This is a genomic window from Acinetobacter sp. YH01006 (genome assembly GCF_013420445.1).
GTDB classification, from domain to species: Bacteria; Pseudomonadota; Gammaproteobacteria; order Pseudomonadales; family Moraxellaceae; genus Acinetobacter; species Acinetobacter pseudolwoffii.
In genome coordinates this window covers 86,838-102,845 of record NZ_VOYB01000002.1, presented here as the reverse complement: position 1 = coordinate 102,845, position 16,008 = coordinate 86,838, and the positions used below count along the sequence as shown (strand labels likewise).

Below are 16,008 nucleotides of genomic sequence, written 5' to 3'. Positions count from 1 at the left end.
AAATGGATCTGGGCTTAACGATTACGTTTAGGATCCAGTTGTGGATCTTTGATTTCTACATAGGCATTGCTACGTGTTTCACGTAACCAGCTGTCCAGCTCAGCATCAAACTGACGTTCACCAAGTAATTGACGGGCCATACGTTCTTGATATTCCTCTGTCATATCCTGTTGACGTGTTTCGCTGACTTGCAGGATATGCCAGCCAAACTGGGATTGAAACGGTTTACTGAACTGCCCCACTGGGGTGCTTTTCATTTGCTGTTCAAACTCAGGCACCATTACCCCAGGGCTTACCCAGCCAAGACTGCCACCATCACGTGCTGAACCGGTATCATTGGAGAAGGTTGAAGCTAAAACAGTAAAATCTTCGCCTTGTTGCAGGCGGCTATATAAACTGTCAATCATCTGTTTGGCATTTTCCGGACTGACTACTTCAGAGGGTTGAATCAGGATGTGACGGGTCAAGTATTGAGGAACCAGGGCTTTTTGTTCGCCACCTTTACGTTCTAGTAGCTTGAGTACATGTACCCCATCAGCAACCGGAATGAGTTCAGAGGTTTGACCTGGCTGTAGGGTCGTGACACGTGCAGCCAGTTCTGCCGGAATTTCTGACAGGCTTCTCACGCCCATGTCAGCAGCTTCGACTTTAACGCCGCCAGTGCTGTATTTTTTGCTGATCGCCTGAATATCATTGCTGTTATTCAGCTCTTGCTTTACCTGTGTAGCAATCTGTTCAGCATTTTCGCCGCTTACACGTAAATGCAGCACATGTACCTGACTGCCGAGTAAAGCCTGACCTTGCGGGGTATTTAGGAAGTTTTTAACATCCTGGTCTGTGATTTGAATCCTTGAAGTCACGACTTGTTGACGTAAACGATTCAGCGCTAAATCTTCCGCAATACGGTTGCGTAAAGAAGCATAGGTATTGGGCGCCATGGCATCCAGTTTTTGCTGAAAAGCTTCCAGACTGGTTGAGCCCGAATCGCGTGCAACTTTCAGTACTGCGTCATTCAGGGATTTTTCATCGGGACGAATATTGTAGCGTTTAACTTGTTCAAGTTGTGCCTGACGAATAATGAGCTGCTCTAAGGCTTGTTGCTCAAGAAATTGTTGGGGTGGAACTGTCTGATTTTGCTTTTGCAGCTGATGAGAAATCTCGGCCACACCTTGAGCCAGATCACTACGCAGAATGATACTATTGTCGACCACAGCTACAACTTCATCTTTAGGTTGGGCAACAGCAAACGTCGTCATCGCTGAAGAAAGGCATAGCGCAAGTGCAGTCGCTTTAAAAATTTGTTTTAACTGTTTTGTCTTCATTAACGTTCTGTCCAAGTTTGATTGATATTGTTAAAACCTAGAATGCGATTTTCTAGTAATGAGGTGAGTTTGCTGCTTAACCCACCTAAGCCTTTCAGGCTGACCTCGGCCATAATTGCGCGTTTGGCTTTGACGTTTGAATCATTAACGTCGTCTAAGTCATTGTAATATGAACGACCATATACAGAAACTCCCCAACAGCATGACTCATAGTTGACCCCAAGTAAATATTCTCGTGCGACACTATTGTCGAGGTCAAACTGCGCATGTCCTACCAGACGCCAGTTGTTGGCAAGCGGCTGAATAAAGGAGCCGACGATATGATCATAACGGTCTTGACGGTTCGGAATGTCTTTACGATAGAAATAGCCGACGTTGTATAGATTGCCCTGATCGCCAGTATAATAAACCTGCACATCACGCTGCGCATTTTGACCATTCGACATCCAGCTGGAGTTTAAATTGACATGGACATTATTCGATAGCTGACTGGTGAGCTGAATGACAGGCCCTGTATGGCTTTCACGGTCATATTTGTCTGCATCCTGTTCCAGTGTGACACGGCGATCTTCAAAGAAGAAACTTTGACCGACACTCGCACGTAGGCGTTCCAGACCTTCTTCATTAAACAGGCTATAACTCAGGCCTAAAGAGGCAAAGTTGTTGTCTTCCAGGCGGTCGTTGCCATAGAAGCGACGTGCACTGAAAAGCTGATCATAATTAATCGAAGCGACGACTGAGTCAAAGTTAGGTTGATTCTGCTGGTTTTCATAAGGTGAATAGGCATAGAACAGACGAGGCGTTAAGGTCTGTAAATAGGTGCCTTCTTTTTCGAAAATTAAGCCGGTGTCCAGCGTGAATTGTGGCACCACAATGGACTGGCTTTCACTAGAACCACCACGGTCTCGGGTTTTCTCATCATAGAAGGTATTGATGTTGCGTACAGATGCTTCCGGAATAAAAAACGACCACGGGTTATAGTGATTATAACGCACCGAAAAGTCGTTATAGATGCGGGTGCCACTTGGTTGATAAATCTTGTCATTATTTTGAGGGATATCAGCAAAATTTCTCAGGTCCTTCTGGAAATAAGCAGTATCGTTATTAAACTCAAGCTGTAATCCGAGTGGATTGCCAGTTTTATAATTGACTAAAAGCTGCGGCAAACGTGCATAAGGACGATCTTCATCCAGTACAGTGGGATCGAGTGTCTGGAAATCTTCGACTTTGAATTGTGCCTTTAAGCCGGGAATACCATTTTTATAATTGACTTCCCAGGCGCGGCGCAGGTTCAAGTCAGTTTTTGAGTTCGGGTTATTGTCCAGGTCGGCAAAGTAATCTTTGTCTGAGGCGTAATTATATTCCAGATTGGTCGAGAACTGATCGTTGATCTGCCAATTATGCAAGTAATGTAAGCTTTTACGATCCTCATTATCATAACTTTCATCCGAAGGTAGATAGCCACCCCAGATACGACCTTCACCATAATTTTCTGTCAAATAACGGAACTCGCCATCTAGCATGGCACCACGATCACCAATATAGCGCGGAGTGAGGGTAGCATCGTACTGTGGAGCCAAATTCAGATAAACAGGAACACCGAGTTCAAGTCCGCCATCATTGGTAAAACCAAAAGTTGGCGTCAGAATGCCAGTAGTACGGCGGTCATCAATCGGGAAGTTGAAATAAGGGATTGCCAATACCGGAACGTCTTTGACATACAGTTTGGTATTGCGGGTTTCACCGCGTCCGGTTTCCTGATTCAGCTTGATCTTTTCTGCCTGTATTTTCCAGGTCGGCTTTTGCTCAGGCGGGCAGGTAGAGTAAGTGGCATTTTCCAGTTCTACCGTCTCGGTCGAGGTTCTGGCGATCTTTTCTGCCCGACCATGCGCATGTTGCTGCTCTGCAATATAGAAACTGTTGTTTAAATCGCCCTGTTGGGTTTTTAAATTATAATTAATATCATCACTTTGTGAGATCAGACCGCCTTGTGCTAACTGTACCCGACCTTCTGCTTTGGCATAGGTCTGGGTTTGATCAATCGTTACGCGTTCAGCACGAATCTGGCGACCTTGCTGGTCAATGATGACATTGCCTTCTAAATAAGAGTCACCTGCTGGATTGTAGTGACCATAATCTGCAGTAATGGTGGATGTAGCCTGATCTGGCGCAACGGTTGCTGCATCTGGAGCAATCGGGGTCACCCAGGTGCCTTCACAATAAGTTGAACTTAAGTATTTTTCCTGCCGCTGCTGTGCCTCAGCTGAGGATTTGTCGACATAGTATTGCGAAAAGAATGCTTCACCTGGATAGGTCTCATTTATGCGCTGTTTGAGTTGTTCTGCATTTACATCGGACGAGACATTTGATGCAGCATAGCCGGAGGCTGAGCTGCCACATAAAAGGGTTAAGATCGCAGTCGCTAGAGGGTTGATTTTAAAGTGATGCTTCATTTGTCTCATTAACCAATCATGCTTTTATCGCAATTAATTATTGTCGCATCATAGAGAAAAAGTTGATAAGTAGCTACACTTAGCACTTTAAAAACTCAGCCTGTATTAGAATTAATTGCAAATGAATACACAACGCGAACAATTGATACAATCTTGGATTGCCTCTGTACTCGGTTCAGATCAATTTGAAACTCATTTTTTAGCAGGTGATGCCAGCTTCCGTCGTTATGCACGAATCAAACTGAATAATAAAACATTTATGCTGATGGATGCACCACCAGAAAAAGAAGATTGTGTGCCTTTTGTGACGATTGATGAATTTTTTGATGCGCATGGCGTGCGTGTTCCGCATATTGTCGCCAAAGATCTGGAAAATGGTTTTTTGCTGCTCGAAGATTTTGGCGATGTCCTGCTTTCCAATCTGCTGAATGAAGAGACGGTGGATGCTTATTATGAGCAAAGCTTTAAGCAGCTGATTCAACTGCAATCAATTGCTGGAGAAGGACATTTTCCGGAATACTCTTATGAAAAACTGATCTCGGAAATGCAGCTGCTGACTGACTGGATGTTACCAGCGTTAAAGGTTCAACTGACTGAATCAGAAAGCGCCTTGATCAAACGCACTTTTGCGATTTTGGCGAATGCCGCATTGGCACAGCCACAGGTGATCGTGCATCGGGATTTCCATAGTCGTAACTTGATGAAAATCGACAATGAAACCGAACTCGGTGTGATTGATTTTCAGGATGCTGTGATTGGTGCGGATACTTATGACTTGATCTCGATTACCCGTGATGCCTATGTACAGTGGAATGCCGATCGTGTGTATCGCTGGTTCAAAAACTTTTATGACTTGTTGCCAGCATCTGCTAAAGAAGAGCGTGACTTTGAACAGTTTAAAAAAGACGCCGACATGATGGCGATTCAGCGTCATATCAAGATTTTAGGTATTTTTGTGCGTCTGTTTGAACGTGATGGCAAGTCAGGTTATCTCAAGGACTTACCACGTGTGATGTGGTATCTGCTTGAAGAATCTAAGGCTTATGCAGAACTAGAGCCATTCATGCAGTTTATGCGTGACAGAGTGATGCCTGCATTTGAAGCTAAATATGGCTCATATGAGGTGGCTGCCTGAATGAAAGCGATGATTTTGGCCGCAGGACTCGGTAATCGTATGCGGCCGCTAACGCTGCATACGCCAAAGCCTTTGCTGGAAGTTGGGGGCAAGCCCTTAATTGTCTGGCATATAGAGAAACTGGCTGCGATCGGTGTTACTGAAATTGTCATCAATACGGCTTGGCTCGGTGAAAAACTCGCAGAAGCTTTGGGCGATGGTTCACGATTTGGCATTAAGATCCTTTGGTCACATGAGGGTGAAGGTCTGGAAACCGCTGGTGGAATCATTAATGCCTTGCCGCTACTCGGTGATGAACCTTTTATTCTGTTAAATGGTGATGTCTGGACCACGATGGATTTTGCACCTTTACTGGATATTGATCTAAAGGATAATTTGGCGCATCTCGTACTTGTGCAGAACCCTGAACAACACCCAGAGGGTGATTTCACGCTTGCAGAAGGTAAAGCTTATACCTTTGATCAGCAAGTCGGAGGTGAGAACCTGACTTTTAGTGGTGTATCCGTACTTGATCCGAAGATGTTCCAAGTCTTAGAGACTGGCAAACGTCCTTTGGCTCCGTTGCTAAAAGCAGCAATGCAGAATCAGCAGGTTGCAGCTTCTAAACTGGCAGGCATTTGGGTTGACGTAGGAACCCCAGAGCGTTTAACGGCACTGGATACGGCGATCCGTGAAGGGAAGTTTGCTTAAGTGAATATTCGCTAAGCACTGCCTACTGTGCCAATATAGAGAAAACGGTATACTTCCACCTAACTTTTTCGAGCGTAGATTGTTTATGCACATGTTTTTTCAAGAACTAAAGCAGGGTAGCCAGGCTTTGGGTTTAGAGCTATCTGATGAAGCTTTAAATTTATTACTCAAGTATCAGGACGCTTTGGTGCTGTGGAACAAAGCATATAATTTAACTGCAATCCGTGATCCGAAAGAAATGCTGGTCAAGCATCTGCTGGACAGTCTCAGCATTCTAAAAGATCTGCCAGCGGGCCGTCTGCTCGATATCGGTACGGGTGGCGGTATGCCAGGTATGATCATTGCTTTATGTCAGCCTGAGCGTGAATGTGTATTACTCGATTCAAACGGTAAAAAAATTCGTTTCCTGAAGCAGTTTATTGCCGATCTGAAACTTAAAAATGTCATTGCGGTGCAAACGCGTGTAGAAAATGAAGACAGCATTAACGAGCTGGGTCAATTCGATGTGATTACCAGTCGTGCATTTGCATCTCTGACTGACTTTGTGGATGCCTCTAAACCGTATATGCATGAACAGACCATTATTGCCTCGATGAAAGGCTTAATTCCTGAAGATGAAGTCACTGCTTTAAAAAATGAATTTAGTTGTGAGATTATTGAACTTAAAGTTCCGCGCTTAGACGAACAGCGTCATTTACTGCTATTAAAACGTATTTAAGAATTTTAAAGGGATTGGGGGCAACATGGCACAAATTATTGCGATTGCAAACCAAAAAGGTGGTGTTGGTAAAACCACAACCGCAGTAAATTTGGCAGCATCTTTAGCTGTGTTAAAAAAACGCGTTTTGCTGGTCGATATGGATTCGCAAGGCAATGCAACCATGGGGTCGGGCATTCAAAAGAATGACTTGCTCTATTCGGTCACCGATGTATTGCTGGGTGAAGTGCCGATTGAAACGGCGATCGCCAAGGCAGAAGTCGGTTATAAGGTTCTGGGTGCCAACCGTGATCTGGCTGGGGTTGAGCTGGCAATTGCAGATCAAGAAGGACGTGAATTCATCTTGCGTGATGCATTGCAAGAAGTCGAAAAGTCATTTGATTATATTATTGTTGATTGTGCGCCAAGTCTGAGCCTGATTACAGTGAATGCTTTGGCAGCGGTTGATGGTGTGCTGATTCCGATGCAGTGTGAATATTATGCACTGGAAGGTCTGGCTGATTTGACCCAGACCATTGATCGGATTCAGCAAGCATTGAATCCAGACCTGCAAATTGTTGGTGTATTACGTACCATGTATGATGCGCGTAATGCCTTGACCCGTGATGTCTCTGAAGAATTAGAACAATATTTCGGTAAAAAACTGTATGACACCGTGATTCCACGCAATATTCGTTTGGCCGAAGCGCCAGCACATGGTTTGCCGGTGATTTATTTTGAGAAAAGTTCAAAGGGTGCAGTTGCTTACTTAAATCTGGCAGCTGAAGTATTAAAGAAAAGCAAAGTGAAAAAAGGAAGTAAAGCATGACCGTCAAGAAACGTGGACTCGCCAAAGGTCGTGGCTTGGATGCCTTGCTAGGTTCAATTCAAAAAGAAAAATTACAGATGGAAGCTCAAGGTCTTGATCATGGTCAGCTCAAACAGATCGATGTGAACCTGCTCAAGCGTGGTGAATACCAGCCGCGCCGTTATATCAACGAGCAAGACTTGCAAGAGCTGGCGGCATCGATTGAAAAACACGGCATTATGCAGCCGATTGTGATTCGTCCGGTCGATGACGAACGCTATCCTTATGAAATTATTGCCGGTGAACGTCGTTGGCGTGCAGCGCAGTTGGCGGGTCTGACTGAAATTCCTGCGATTGTGCGCGAACTTCAGGATCAGGTCGCGATTGCATTGGCTCTGATTGAAAACATCCAACGTCAGGATCTGAATCCGATTGATCAGGCCATGGCTCTGCAACGTTTCCATGAAGAATTTGGTTTAAGCCATCAGGAAATTGCAGACACAGTCGGCAAGGCACGTACTACGGTCAGTAACTTACTTCGCCTGCTCAGTCTGGCTGAAGAAGTGAAAGACTTTATGCAGCAAGGCCTGCTGGATATGGGGCATGCACGTGCGATTCTAACGCTGAAGGCAAAAGACCAGCTCAAAGTCGCTGATATCGTGATTGAAAAAAGTCTATCTGTTCGTCAAACCGAGCAGTTAGTCCGTGATTTTAATGCACCTAAACAAGAAAAAGTAAAACAAGCGCTTGCACCGGATATTCAGCAATTGACCCAGCGCCTTTCAGAGCGTTTCAGTGCTGATGTGAAAATTGACTATAACAAACAAGGTAAAGGAAAATTAGTCATTAGTTATCATTCTTTAGAAGAGCTGGATGGCATTCTTTCTATTTTAGAAGATGAATAATTTATATATTTTTTTTATTGGGGAATAAATTAGATGTGGGAATTGGTTAAAGCGGGTGGCTGGCTCATGCTGCCACTGGTCTTGTGTTCTATCTTTATGCTGGCGATTTCGATCGAGCGCCTGATTCGCCTGAAAAAGAAAGCGGTACTTCCGTCTACACTTCTGATGAGTCCAGTGCAAAATGCATCACAAGTCATGCAAAAAATTCAACAAAGTACAGAATTGAAGCACAGTACTTTAGGCCGGGTATTTGCAGCAGGCTATGCCAGCAAGCCTCAGGGCGAACAGTATGCCCGTGCACAAATGGAAGTGATGGCATCGCAGGAAATTGGTTATCTGGAAAAGAATATTAACTTTCTGGGAACCTTAAGTGCTGTGGCGCCATTGCTGGGTTTGTTGGGGACTGTGCTTGGGATTATCGAATCTTTTCTGATGATCGATGTGGGGACTGGGAGTGATCCGGTATTGATGATGCCAGGTATTTCCAAAGCCTTGATTACCACAGCAGCCGGGATGCTGATTGCGATTCCGGCACTTTTTGCCCATCGTTACTTCCAGCGACTGGTTCAGGAATATGTGGCGGAGCTTGAACAGCAGGCGACCTTGTTTCATGCGGATCTTTTTTATCGCAATATTGCAGATATAGACCAAGATATGCAAAAAGCCAGCTAGGAGGCGGATGATGAAATTCAAACGCAACCAGGTTGAAGATGTGCATATTAATCTGACCCCTATGATTGATTGTCTGCTGTTTATTCTGGTCTTTTTACTGTTATCGACAACATTTAGCCAAATGAGCCGTATGAACTTGACCTTACCAGATGCGCAGGGTGTTCCGCCTAAAAGTTATGATCAGAAAGTTGAAGTGATTGTGGATGCCAATGGTCATTATGCAGTCAATGGTCAATCCTTGGCCAGTAAAGAAGTCGCAGATTTAAATACTGCAATTAAACAGATTTCTAATGAACGCCGTGATTTAATGTTCGTCATTGCCGCTGACGCGAAAGCCAGCCATCAGGACGTGATTCGCGTTATGGATGTGGCCGGGCAGCTCGGCTTTGTCAATATTAATATCAGTACCAAAGTACCTACCCGAGGTTATTAGTGAAGCACGATTTTAAGGTCTATCTTCGCCTTTTAAGTTATTTAAAACCCTTTTGGGGCATCGGATTGCTTGTCCTGCTCGGTTTTTCTATTAATGCGGCTACAGAAGTTTCTGTGGCTAAATTACTGGAATATATTATTGAGGCCATTCAAGACAAAGACCAGAGTTTCACTTCGCTTTTCCCGTTTTTAGTGGTTGTCCTGATGTTCTTTCGTGGGCTGGGATTATTCATGGGGGGGTATTTTACTGCGGTGATTTCCCGTAATCTGGTGTTCAATATCCGTCAGGAAGTTTTTGCAAAACTGCTGCGTTTACCGTCTCAGTATTATCTGGACAATACCAGCGGGCATATTACTGCCAAGATCATGTATAACGTGGAACAACTGACCGCTGCCTCAACAGAAGCGTTAAGAACCCTGTTGCAACAAGGTTTGATTACGATTGCGCTATTAGGCTATCTGCTATATAGCAACTGGCGTCTGACCATGTGTATCCTGATTTTTGCACCCGTTATTGGCTTTGTGATCAGTAAGGCGGCTAGACGGATGCGTAAACTGTCACAGCAAGTGCAAGACACCATGGGGGATGTCAACCATGTGGTTCAGGAAACGGTCAATGCCAACCTGATCGTCAAGGGTTTTGGCGGCCAAAGTTATGAGCAGGAACGCTTTAAACAGAACTCGCTGGAAAACTTGCGTCGTGGCTTGAAAATGGTCGCTGTGCAGCAGTTGAACAGTCCTGTGGTTCAGCTGATCATGTCTATTTCACTCAGTATTGTCATGTTTATTGCCTTGCGTCCACAGATCCTTGGCGATACCTCTGCCGGTGAATTTGTGGCTTATATTACGGCTGCGGGCATGTTGGCAAGACCGATCAAAGCTTTAACAGATATCAACGAAAAAATTCAACGGGGTATGGCCGCAGCGCATTCGGTATTTGAATTGCTGGACATGCCCGAAGAAAAAAATACCGGGACTTTAAGCGATAGCTTAAAAGGTAATATTCAGTTTAAAGATGTCAACCTGTTTTATGATGATGGTCATCATGCCATTCGTGATTTTAATTTAGAGGTAAAAGCTGGTGAAACGGTTGCTCTGGTTGGGCGTTCCGGTGCCGGTAAAAGCTCACTGGTGAACCTGCTGGTACGTTATCAGGATACAAGTTCAGGTCAGCTTCTACTGGATCAGAAACCGATTGAGGACTTTGAGCTGACTGCCTTGCGTACCCAGATTGCGATGGTGAATCAGCAAGTGGTGCTGTTTAATCGGACTGTGCGGGAAAATATTGCCTATGGTCAGCTCGAAGGTGCGACTGATGAAGACATTATTGCAGCAGCAAAAGCCGCTTATGCACATGATTTTATTATGGCTCTGCCAAAAGGTTATGATACCCAACTGGGTGCTCAAGGTTTAAATCTGTCTGGTGGTCAGCGTCAGCGCATCGCGATTGCACGTGCGATTTTGAAAAATGCCTCTATTCTGATTCTGGATGAAGCAACCAGTGCCCTGGATAATGAATCCGAATACTTTATTCAGCGTGCCTTTGATCAGGCCATGCAAGATCGTACAACCATTGTGATTGCACACCGTTTATCGACGATTGAAAATGCGGATCGTATTGTGGTCATGGATCAGGGGTGTATTGTCGAGCAAGGGACTCATGCAGAACTGATTGCATTGCATGGGGCTTATTATCAGCTGCATCAACGTAATTTTGAGGAACAATAAGTTATGGCATTGGCGCAAATCATTCAGGATGCTTGGAATGCACAGGCAAAGTGGCTGATGGTGCTGCGTCCTTTGTCATGCTTGTATCGTTTAGGTTTTGTCAGCAATCGCTGGCTGTACCACAAAGGGATCAAGACAAGCTATAGTGCTCCGGTTCCGGTCATGGTGATTGGCAATATCACTGTCGGTGGTAGTGGTAAAACCCCTTTACTGATTCATCTGGTTGATTATTTAACTCAACAAGGTGTAAAAGTTGGGGTTATTAGTCGTGGTTATGGCGGCAAAGGTCCATTTCCGGCTTATGTGGATTTTAATACCTTGCCTGAGGTCGTCGGTGATGAGCCTGCCTTGATTGTACAGGCGACGGGCGTGCCGATGGCCGTAGGGCCAAACCGGCAAAAAAGTATTGAACTGTTACTGCAAAGACATCAGCTGGATCTGATTATTTGTGATGATGGTTTGCAGCACTGGGCTTTAAATCGTCAGATTGAATGGATTGTACTGGACAATAATCGCGGTCTGGGCAACCAAAAACTGCTTCCGGAAGGCTATCTGCGTGAACCGGTGACACGCTTGGAAACTGGAACGGTAATTGAGCATTCGGCAAGTCCAAGTTCTGAGCTGCATATGCATCTGGCTGCATCACAGCCCTATCTGCTCAATCAAGACAACAATAAAATCTTCGACCCTCAGTCGGCTTTTTATGCAGTGGTGGGAATCGGTTTTCCGCAGCGCTTTTACCAGACCCTGAAAAATCTGGGCATAGAACAATTCCAGTGTCATGAATTTCCCGATCATCATGATTATGACATTGAAGATCTACAGTTTGATGATGCCAATCCGATCATTACCACGGAAAAAGACGCAGTCAAGATTATGGCATTACTGAAACAATATCCCGATTTTAAGCAGGATATCTGGGTGGTGCCAGTCGATGCAGTATTATCGCCAGCCTGCTATACGGTCTTGCAGCAACAGTTACAACAATACGGTATTCAAATTTCTTAAGGCTTATTCAGTATGAAACACATTGTTATTCCTGCACGTTTTGCCAGTTCACGTTTGCCGGGTAAACCCTTGCTGGACATTCATGGTCGTCCCATGATTCTGCGTGTGGTGGATCAAGCCAAAAAAGTACAAGGTTTTGATGATTTGTGTGTGGCGACCGATGATCAGCGTATTGCTGAGGTTTGTCGTGCCGAAGGTGTTGATGTGGTGATTACTTCGGTGGATCATCCTTCTGGGACAGACCGCCTCAGTGAAGTAGCGCGGATCAAAGGCTGGGACAGTCACGATATTATTGTCAATGTGCAGGGTGATGAGCCTTTATTGCCGGCACAACTGGTGAAACAGGTGGCACAACTTCTAGAAGATCAACCGGATTCTTCGATGTCGACGCTATGTGAGCCGATTCATCAACTAGACGAATTTAAGCGTGACAGCATTGTTAAAGTGGTGATGTCCAAACATAATCAAGCTTTGTATTTTAGCCGTGCCACCATTCCTTATGACCGTGATGGCGCGAAACTGGCTGAAGCAAAACTGCATAATCAGGCCTATCGTCATTTAGGTTTATATGCTTACCGTGTAAAACTGCTTCAAGAATATGTCACTTGGGAGATGGGGGGTCTGGAAAAACTGGAATCCCTAGAGCAATTGCGGGTACTGGAAAATGGTCACCGTATTGCGATTGCCGTGGCTGAAGCCAATTTGCCACCGGGTGTGGATACTCAAGAAGATCTGGATCGATTGAATCAAATGGATCTTTCTCATTTTGCTTAAGAAGAGTTGAATACATGCCTTTTGATGTCAATGCACAGATTTATCCATGGCAGCAACAGGTTTGGGAAACGCTGACCGGACGTTTTCCCAAGCTTGGGCATGGTTTATTGTTTTATGGCAAAAAAGGCTGTGGCAAGGAGGCATTTAGCCAGCAGTTTCTGGCTTGGGTCTTGTGTCTGAATCGGCAGTCTTCTGGTGCATGTGGCGAATGTGGCAGTTGCCAATGGCTCAAGGCTGATACGCATCCCAATTATGTGCATATCAGCACCGACGAAGACAATAAAAAACAGAATGCCAAAATCAAGATTGAAAAGATTCGTGATCTGTTGCCTTTTGTGCAGCAGACCGTCGATGGCTGGCGAGTGATTGTAATTGAACCTGCGGAAGCCTTAAATATCTCCTCTGCTAATGCATTATTGAAAACGCTAGAAGAACCCGGTGACAATACGGTCATTATTTTGCTGGCAGATCATTATTTAAAATTGCCTGCAACGATACGGAGTCGCTTGCAGCATTTTGCCTTAGACCGGATTTCTGCAGAACAATTTAGTGATTATGTTCAGGCACAGTTGCCGGATGCAGGTTCTAGCCAGCAACAGTTATTGATGAACCTGTCCAATCAGATGCCCTTACAAGCACTCGAGGTTGCACAAAGTGCCTGGCTGCCACTGCGTCAGGAATTCCTGCAAGACTGGCAAAAACTGGTGATGCAAAAAAATATGCCGCTTGCAATTGCGACCAAATGGAACAAAAGCCTGAGCTTTGGTGAATTTGCTCCCATGTTTGAATACTTGTTGTCCGATTTAATTTGTGTCAAGCTCAATCAAACGGTGAAAAACATTGATCTTGAGTTTAATGTGCTTGCCGAACAATATTCATTAGCAGCACTTTTTAAAATTTATGAAGATTTTCAGCGTTCCAAGCAATATCTCGAGCAGAATGTTCAAAGCAATCTGGTGATCGATGAGCTGTTTATCAAGCTGATGAATCTTTAATTAAGGGGAAATCACATGCAACCACGTATGGGCGGTATTATTCAGGCCAATATTCCTGACATTGAAACACTGTTTGCCAGCTATATGCCTTATGTTGTGGGTGGTGGGCTTTTTATTCCTTCCAAGCAGCCGGTCAAACTGGGCGAAGAAGTTTTTGTATTGACCACTTTGCCTGACCAGACCCAGAAAATTCCTTTAACTGGTAAAGTCATCTGGGTCTCGCAAAAGCAGAATGGCATCAAGCCACAAGGCTTTGGCATCCAGTTAAGCGGTGAAAAGGGTGTTTATTTCAAAAATGAAGCAGATCGTCTGGTTGCAGGTCTTAAATCTGAAGGGCGTAAAAGTTACACTATGTAGTTCATTTAGCTGTGGTAGGAACGCATTGTGTTTGTAGATACTCATTGTCATTTAACGATGCTGGATTTAACGCCGTATAACGGTGATCTGGATCAGGCACTCGCACAGGCCCGTGAAGCGGGTGTATCCAGATTCATGAGTATCTCGGTCGATCTGGATGATCATATCGCGCTGGCGAAAATTGCCGCGCGTCACCCGGATGTCGGTTATACCGTCGGGGTACATCCTTGCGAAGATGCTGCAACTATGGCGCGTGCCACGACTGAATATCTGGTCGAGCTGGCACAACCAGAAAAAGTCTGGGCGCTCGGTGAAACCGGTCTGGATTATTATCACAGTACAGATTTTGTCGAAGAACAAAAAGCCTGCTTTGCCCGTCATATCCATGCTTCGCAAATCACTAAGAAACCGGTGGTGGTACATACCCGTGCTGCCAAGCATGATACCGTGGATATTATCCGTGCGGAAAAATCCACGCATGGCATCTTGCATTGCTTTACTGAAGATTGGGAAACTGCCAAATCGGTTTTAGACTGCGGTTATTATGTCTCATTTTCCGGGATTATCTCGTTTAAAAATGCCCAGGATCTGCGTGATGTGGCCAAACAGGTTCCGCTGGATCGTGTACTGATTGAAACCGATAGTCCTTATCTTGCGCCGATGCCATATCGTGGTAAATCTAACGAACCTAAATACGTTCCTTATGTAGCCAAAGCGCTTTGTGATGTATATGATAAGTCGCTAGAAGAAATGGCTTCTATCACAAAGCAGAACTTTGAAAATCTTCTAAATTTAAAGTAAATAAAGTTATATAAAGTACAAGAGAGTTTATAGGGTGAAGATGGATCGTCAGGCTCAGTTTCGAGCAAGAGAAACCTTGATTTTTCAAGTCGCAGAGCAGCTCCTGCTGGAAAATGGTGAAGCAGGAATGACGCTAGATGCGCTTGCTGCTGAACTTGATCTGGCCAAAGGGACACTCTATAAACATTTTCAGAGTAAAGATGAACTGTATATGTTGCTGATTATCCGTAATGAGCGCATGTTGCTGGAAATGATTCAGGATAGTGATAAAGCTTTTCCTGAACATCTGGCCTTCTTTATGTTGCACCATTTACATCATCCAGAACGTACGGTGCTGTTCCATCAGATTGAAGAACGTCTGTCAACGACTGGCGTGGGAATTCAGCATCTATTCAGTGAACTGTATCAGGTACGCAAACAGCGTTTACGCCTGATCATCCGCATGACAGAAACTTATCTGGTTTCAATTCATAGCCGCATGTCGGTGCGTGACTATCTGGCGTCGATCTGGTCACTGACCCATGGCGCCGCTGCAATTCTCAATTCCAGTTTTTATCAGCGTTATCTGGGTTCACGCGATACCTTGCGCGTGGCCTATATCGATCAAGCACTGGCTTTGCCAAAGCAGGTGCATTCTGCCGAGCAGTTTGCCTAAGGTTAGAGCTTAGTATGATCAGATCATCTCACAGCGCAGTTCGTGGCTTTACCCTCATCGAATTGATGGTGGTGATTGTGATTATGGGAATCATGGCCTCACTGGTATTGCTGAATACCAGTGGTGTCGATCAGCGTAAGGCCATGCAGGCACGCGAGATTTTGTTATTAGACTTGCAGCGGGTCATGCGTGAGGCGAATGACCAGTCCAGGATACTGGCGCTTGATATGCAACCCGCGACCGATGTCTCGCCATTTCGTTATGGGATTGTAGAATATCGTTCAGCAGCGCAGACTGAACAGAACCTGCAAAATGAAAAATGGCAGAGTTATACAGAATTTAAATTACGTAAGCTGCCGGATCATGTGTCTTTTCGGATTCAGGGGCTAGAACAACAGCGTTATGCCCGTGCGCAAAATCGTGATCTGACGCAGGTGAATTCTCCTCAATTGATCTGGCTGGGGAATGGTGAGGTCAAGCCGGTACGGATTCAGTTCTTTTTAGAAGATCGCGAAGTCGGCTCTGCGATTGAGGTGGATCATCTGGGTAAAATCAATGAAATCTAGATCTTTCAAG

The 16,008-nt window shown here is 44.9% G+C and carries 17 protein-coding genes; 15 read left to right on the top strand and 2 right to left on the bottom strand.

Going from position 1 to position 16,008, the window contains the following annotated elements:
* Positions 1 to 14: 14 nt before the first annotated feature.
* The gene (locus FTT73_RS02045; RefSeq protein WP_180078299.1) at positions 15 to 1,322 is read right to left on the bottom strand and encodes a peptidylprolyl isomerase; all 1,308 of its coding nucleotides are present in this window, start codon (positions 1,320 to 1,322) and stop codon (positions 15 to 17) included.
* Entirely contained in the window at positions 1,322 to 3,775 is a 2,454-nt protein-coding gene (locus FTT73_RS02040) for an LPS-assembly protein LptD (protein ID WP_180078297.1), read from the bottom strand. The genes FTT73_RS02045 and FTT73_RS02040 overlap by 1 nt, the downstream gene beginning before the upstream one ends.
* Before the next feature lie 121 nt (positions 3,776 to 3,896).
* On the opposite strand from FTT73_RS02040, the gene FTT73_RS02035 reads away from it, so the two are divergent.
* The 15 genes from FTT73_RS02035 (at position 3,897) to FTT73_RS01965 (ending at position 15,998) form a co-directional block, all read left to right on the top strand.
* A complete protein-coding gene (locus FTT73_RS02035) occupies positions 3,897 to 4,910 on the top strand; it encodes an aminoglycoside phosphotransferase family protein (protein WP_180078294.1) in 1,014 nt (337 codons plus the stop codon).
* Positions 4,911 to 5,600 carry an N-acetylmuramate alpha-1-phosphate uridylyltransferase MurU gene (gene murU, locus FTT73_RS02030; RefSeq protein WP_180078292.1) on the top strand — a complete coding sequence of 230 codons (690 nt, stop codon included), beginning with the start codon at positions 4,911 to 4,913 and terminating at the stop codon, positions 5,598 to 5,600.
* Between the two features lie 85 nt (positions 5,601 to 5,685).
* Positions 5,686 to 6,318, top strand: a complete 633-nt coding sequence (rsmG, locus tag FTT73_RS02025) for a 16S rRNA (guanine(527)-N(7))-methyltransferase RsmG (protein ID WP_180078290.1) — start codon at positions 5,686 to 5,688, stop codon at positions 6,316 to 6,318.
* Between the two features lie 25 nt (positions 6,319 to 6,343).
* Entirely contained in the window at positions 6,344 to 7,126 is a 783-nt protein-coding gene (locus FTT73_RS02020; RefSeq protein ID WP_005170377.1) for a ParA family protein, read from the top strand.
* The gene (locus tag FTT73_RS02015; protein ID WP_005097335.1) at positions 7,123 to 8,010 is read left to right on the top strand and encodes a ParB/RepB/Spo0J family partition protein; all 888 of its coding nucleotides are present in this window, start codon (positions 7,123 to 7,125) and stop codon (positions 8,008 to 8,010) included. The genes FTT73_RS02020 and FTT73_RS02015 overlap by 4 nt, the downstream gene beginning before the upstream one ends.
* A 33-nt stretch (positions 8,011 to 8,043) precedes the next feature.
* Entirely contained in the window at positions 8,044 to 8,682 is a 639-nt protein-coding gene (locus FTT73_RS02010) for a MotA/TolQ/ExbB proton channel family protein (protein ID WP_005170379.1), read from the top strand.
* Positions 8,683 to 8,692: 10 nt separating this feature from the next.
* Positions 8,693 to 9,115 (top strand): biopolymer transporter ExbD, encoded by a 423-nt coding sequence (locus FTT73_RS02005; protein ID WP_004278885.1) that lies wholly within the window; start codon positions 8,693 to 8,695, stop codon positions 9,113 to 9,115.
* The gene (msbA, locus tag FTT73_RS02000; RefSeq protein WP_159138335.1) at positions 9,115 to 10,842 is read left to right on the top strand and encodes a lipid A export permease/ATP-binding protein MsbA; all 1,728 of its coding nucleotides are present in this window, start codon (positions 9,115 to 9,117) and stop codon (positions 10,840 to 10,842) included. The genes FTT73_RS02005 and msbA overlap by 1 nt, the downstream gene beginning before the upstream one ends.
* Positions 10,843 to 10,845: 3 nt before the next feature.
* Complete coding sequence (gene lpxK, locus FTT73_RS01995) at positions 10,846 to 11,850, top strand: tetraacyldisaccharide 4'-kinase (RefSeq protein ID WP_180078288.1); 1,005 nt, start codon at positions 10,846 to 10,848, stop codon at positions 11,848 to 11,850.
* A gap of 12 nt (positions 11,851 to 11,862) precedes the next feature.
* A complete protein-coding gene (kdsB, locus tag FTT73_RS01990; RefSeq protein WP_100329622.1) occupies positions 11,863 to 12,624 on the top strand; it encodes a 3-deoxy-manno-octulosonate cytidylyltransferase in 762 nt (253 codons plus the stop codon).
* A 14-nt stretch (positions 12,625 to 12,638) separates the two neighbouring features.
* The gene (locus FTT73_RS01985) at positions 12,639 to 13,619 is read left to right on the top strand and encodes a DNA polymerase III subunit delta' C-terminal domain-containing protein (RefSeq protein WP_100329621.1); all 981 of its coding nucleotides are present in this window, start codon (positions 12,639 to 12,641) and stop codon (positions 13,617 to 13,619) included.
* 15 nt (positions 13,620 to 13,634) lie between these two features.
* Complete coding sequence (locus tag FTT73_RS01980; protein ID WP_004278877.1) at positions 13,635 to 13,976, top strand: PilZ domain-containing protein; 342 nt, start codon at positions 13,635 to 13,637, stop codon at positions 13,974 to 13,976.
* 27 nt (positions 13,977 to 14,003) lie between these two features.
* On the top strand, positions 14,004 to 14,777 hold the full coding sequence (locus FTT73_RS01975) for a TatD family hydrolase (RefSeq protein ID WP_180078286.1): 774 nt from the start codon (positions 14,004 to 14,006) through the stop codon (positions 14,775 to 14,777).
* A 40-nt stretch (positions 14,778 to 14,817) separates the two neighbouring features.
* Complete coding sequence (locus FTT73_RS01970) at positions 14,818 to 15,432, top strand: TetR/AcrR family transcriptional regulator (RefSeq protein ID WP_100355372.1); 615 nt, start codon at positions 14,818 to 14,820, stop codon at positions 15,430 to 15,432.
* 14 nt (positions 15,433 to 15,446) lie between these two features.
* Positions 15,447 to 15,998: a type II secretion system protein gene (locus FTT73_RS01965; RefSeq protein WP_100329620.1), complete on the top strand. Its 552-nt coding sequence runs from the start codon at positions 15,447 to 15,449 to the stop codon at positions 15,996 to 15,998.
* Positions 15,999 to 16,008: the final 10 nt, after the last annotated feature.

What these genes read in the sequence shown, in the direction of transcription:
- FTT73_RS02045 (WP_180078299.1), bottom strand. Translation starts at nt 1,322, where the DNA reads ATGAAGACAAAACAGTTAAAACAAATTTTTAAAGCGACTGCACTTGCG.
- FTT73_RS02040 (WP_180078297.1), bottom strand. Translation starts at nt 3,775, where the DNA reads ATGAAGCATCACTTTAAAATCAACCCTCTAGCGACTGCGATCTTAACC.
- FTT73_RS02035 (WP_180078294.1), top strand. Translation starts at nt 3,897, where the DNA reads ATGAATACACAACGCGAACAATTGATACAATCTTGGATTGCCTCTGTA.
- murU (WP_180078292.1), top strand. Translation starts at nt 4,911, where the DNA reads ATGAAAGCGATGATTTTGGCCGCAGGACTCGGTAATCGTATGCGGCCG.
- rsmG (WP_180078290.1), top strand. Translation starts at nt 5,686, where the DNA reads ATGCACATGTTTTTTCAAGAACTAAAGCAGGGTAGCCAGGCTTTGGGT.
- FTT73_RS02020 (WP_005170377.1), top strand. Translation starts at nt 6,344, where the DNA reads ATGGCACAAATTATTGCGATTGCAAACCAAAAAGGTGGTGTTGGTAAA.
- FTT73_RS02015 (WP_005097335.1), top strand. Translation starts at nt 7,123, where the DNA reads ATGACCGTCAAGAAACGTGGACTCGCCAAAGGTCGTGGCTTGGATGCC.
- FTT73_RS02010 (WP_005170379.1), top strand. Translation starts at nt 8,044, where the DNA reads ATGTGGGAATTGGTTAAAGCGGGTGGCTGGCTCATGCTGCCACTGGTC.
- FTT73_RS02005 (WP_004278885.1), top strand. Translation starts at nt 8,693, where the DNA reads ATGAAATTCAAACGCAACCAGGTTGAAGATGTGCATATTAATCTGACC.
- lpxK (WP_180078288.1), top strand. Translation starts at nt 10,846, where the DNA reads ATGGCATTGGCGCAAATCATTCAGGATGCTTGGAATGCACAGGCAAAG.
- kdsB (WP_100329622.1), top strand. Translation starts at nt 11,863, where the DNA reads ATGAAACACATTGTTATTCCTGCACGTTTTGCCAGTTCACGTTTGCCG.
- FTT73_RS01985 (WP_100329621.1), top strand. Translation starts at nt 12,639, where the DNA reads ATGCCTTTTGATGTCAATGCACAGATTTATCCATGGCAGCAACAGGTT.
- FTT73_RS01980 (WP_004278877.1), top strand. Translation starts at nt 13,635, where the DNA reads ATGCAACCACGTATGGGCGGTATTATTCAGGCCAATATTCCTGACATT.
- FTT73_RS01970 (WP_100355372.1), top strand. Translation starts at nt 14,818, where the DNA reads ATGGATCGTCAGGCTCAGTTTCGAGCAAGAGAAACCTTGATTTTTCAA.
- FTT73_RS01965 (WP_100329620.1), top strand. Translation starts at nt 15,447, where the DNA reads ATGATCAGATCATCTCACAGCGCAGTTCGTGGCTTTACCCTCATCGAA.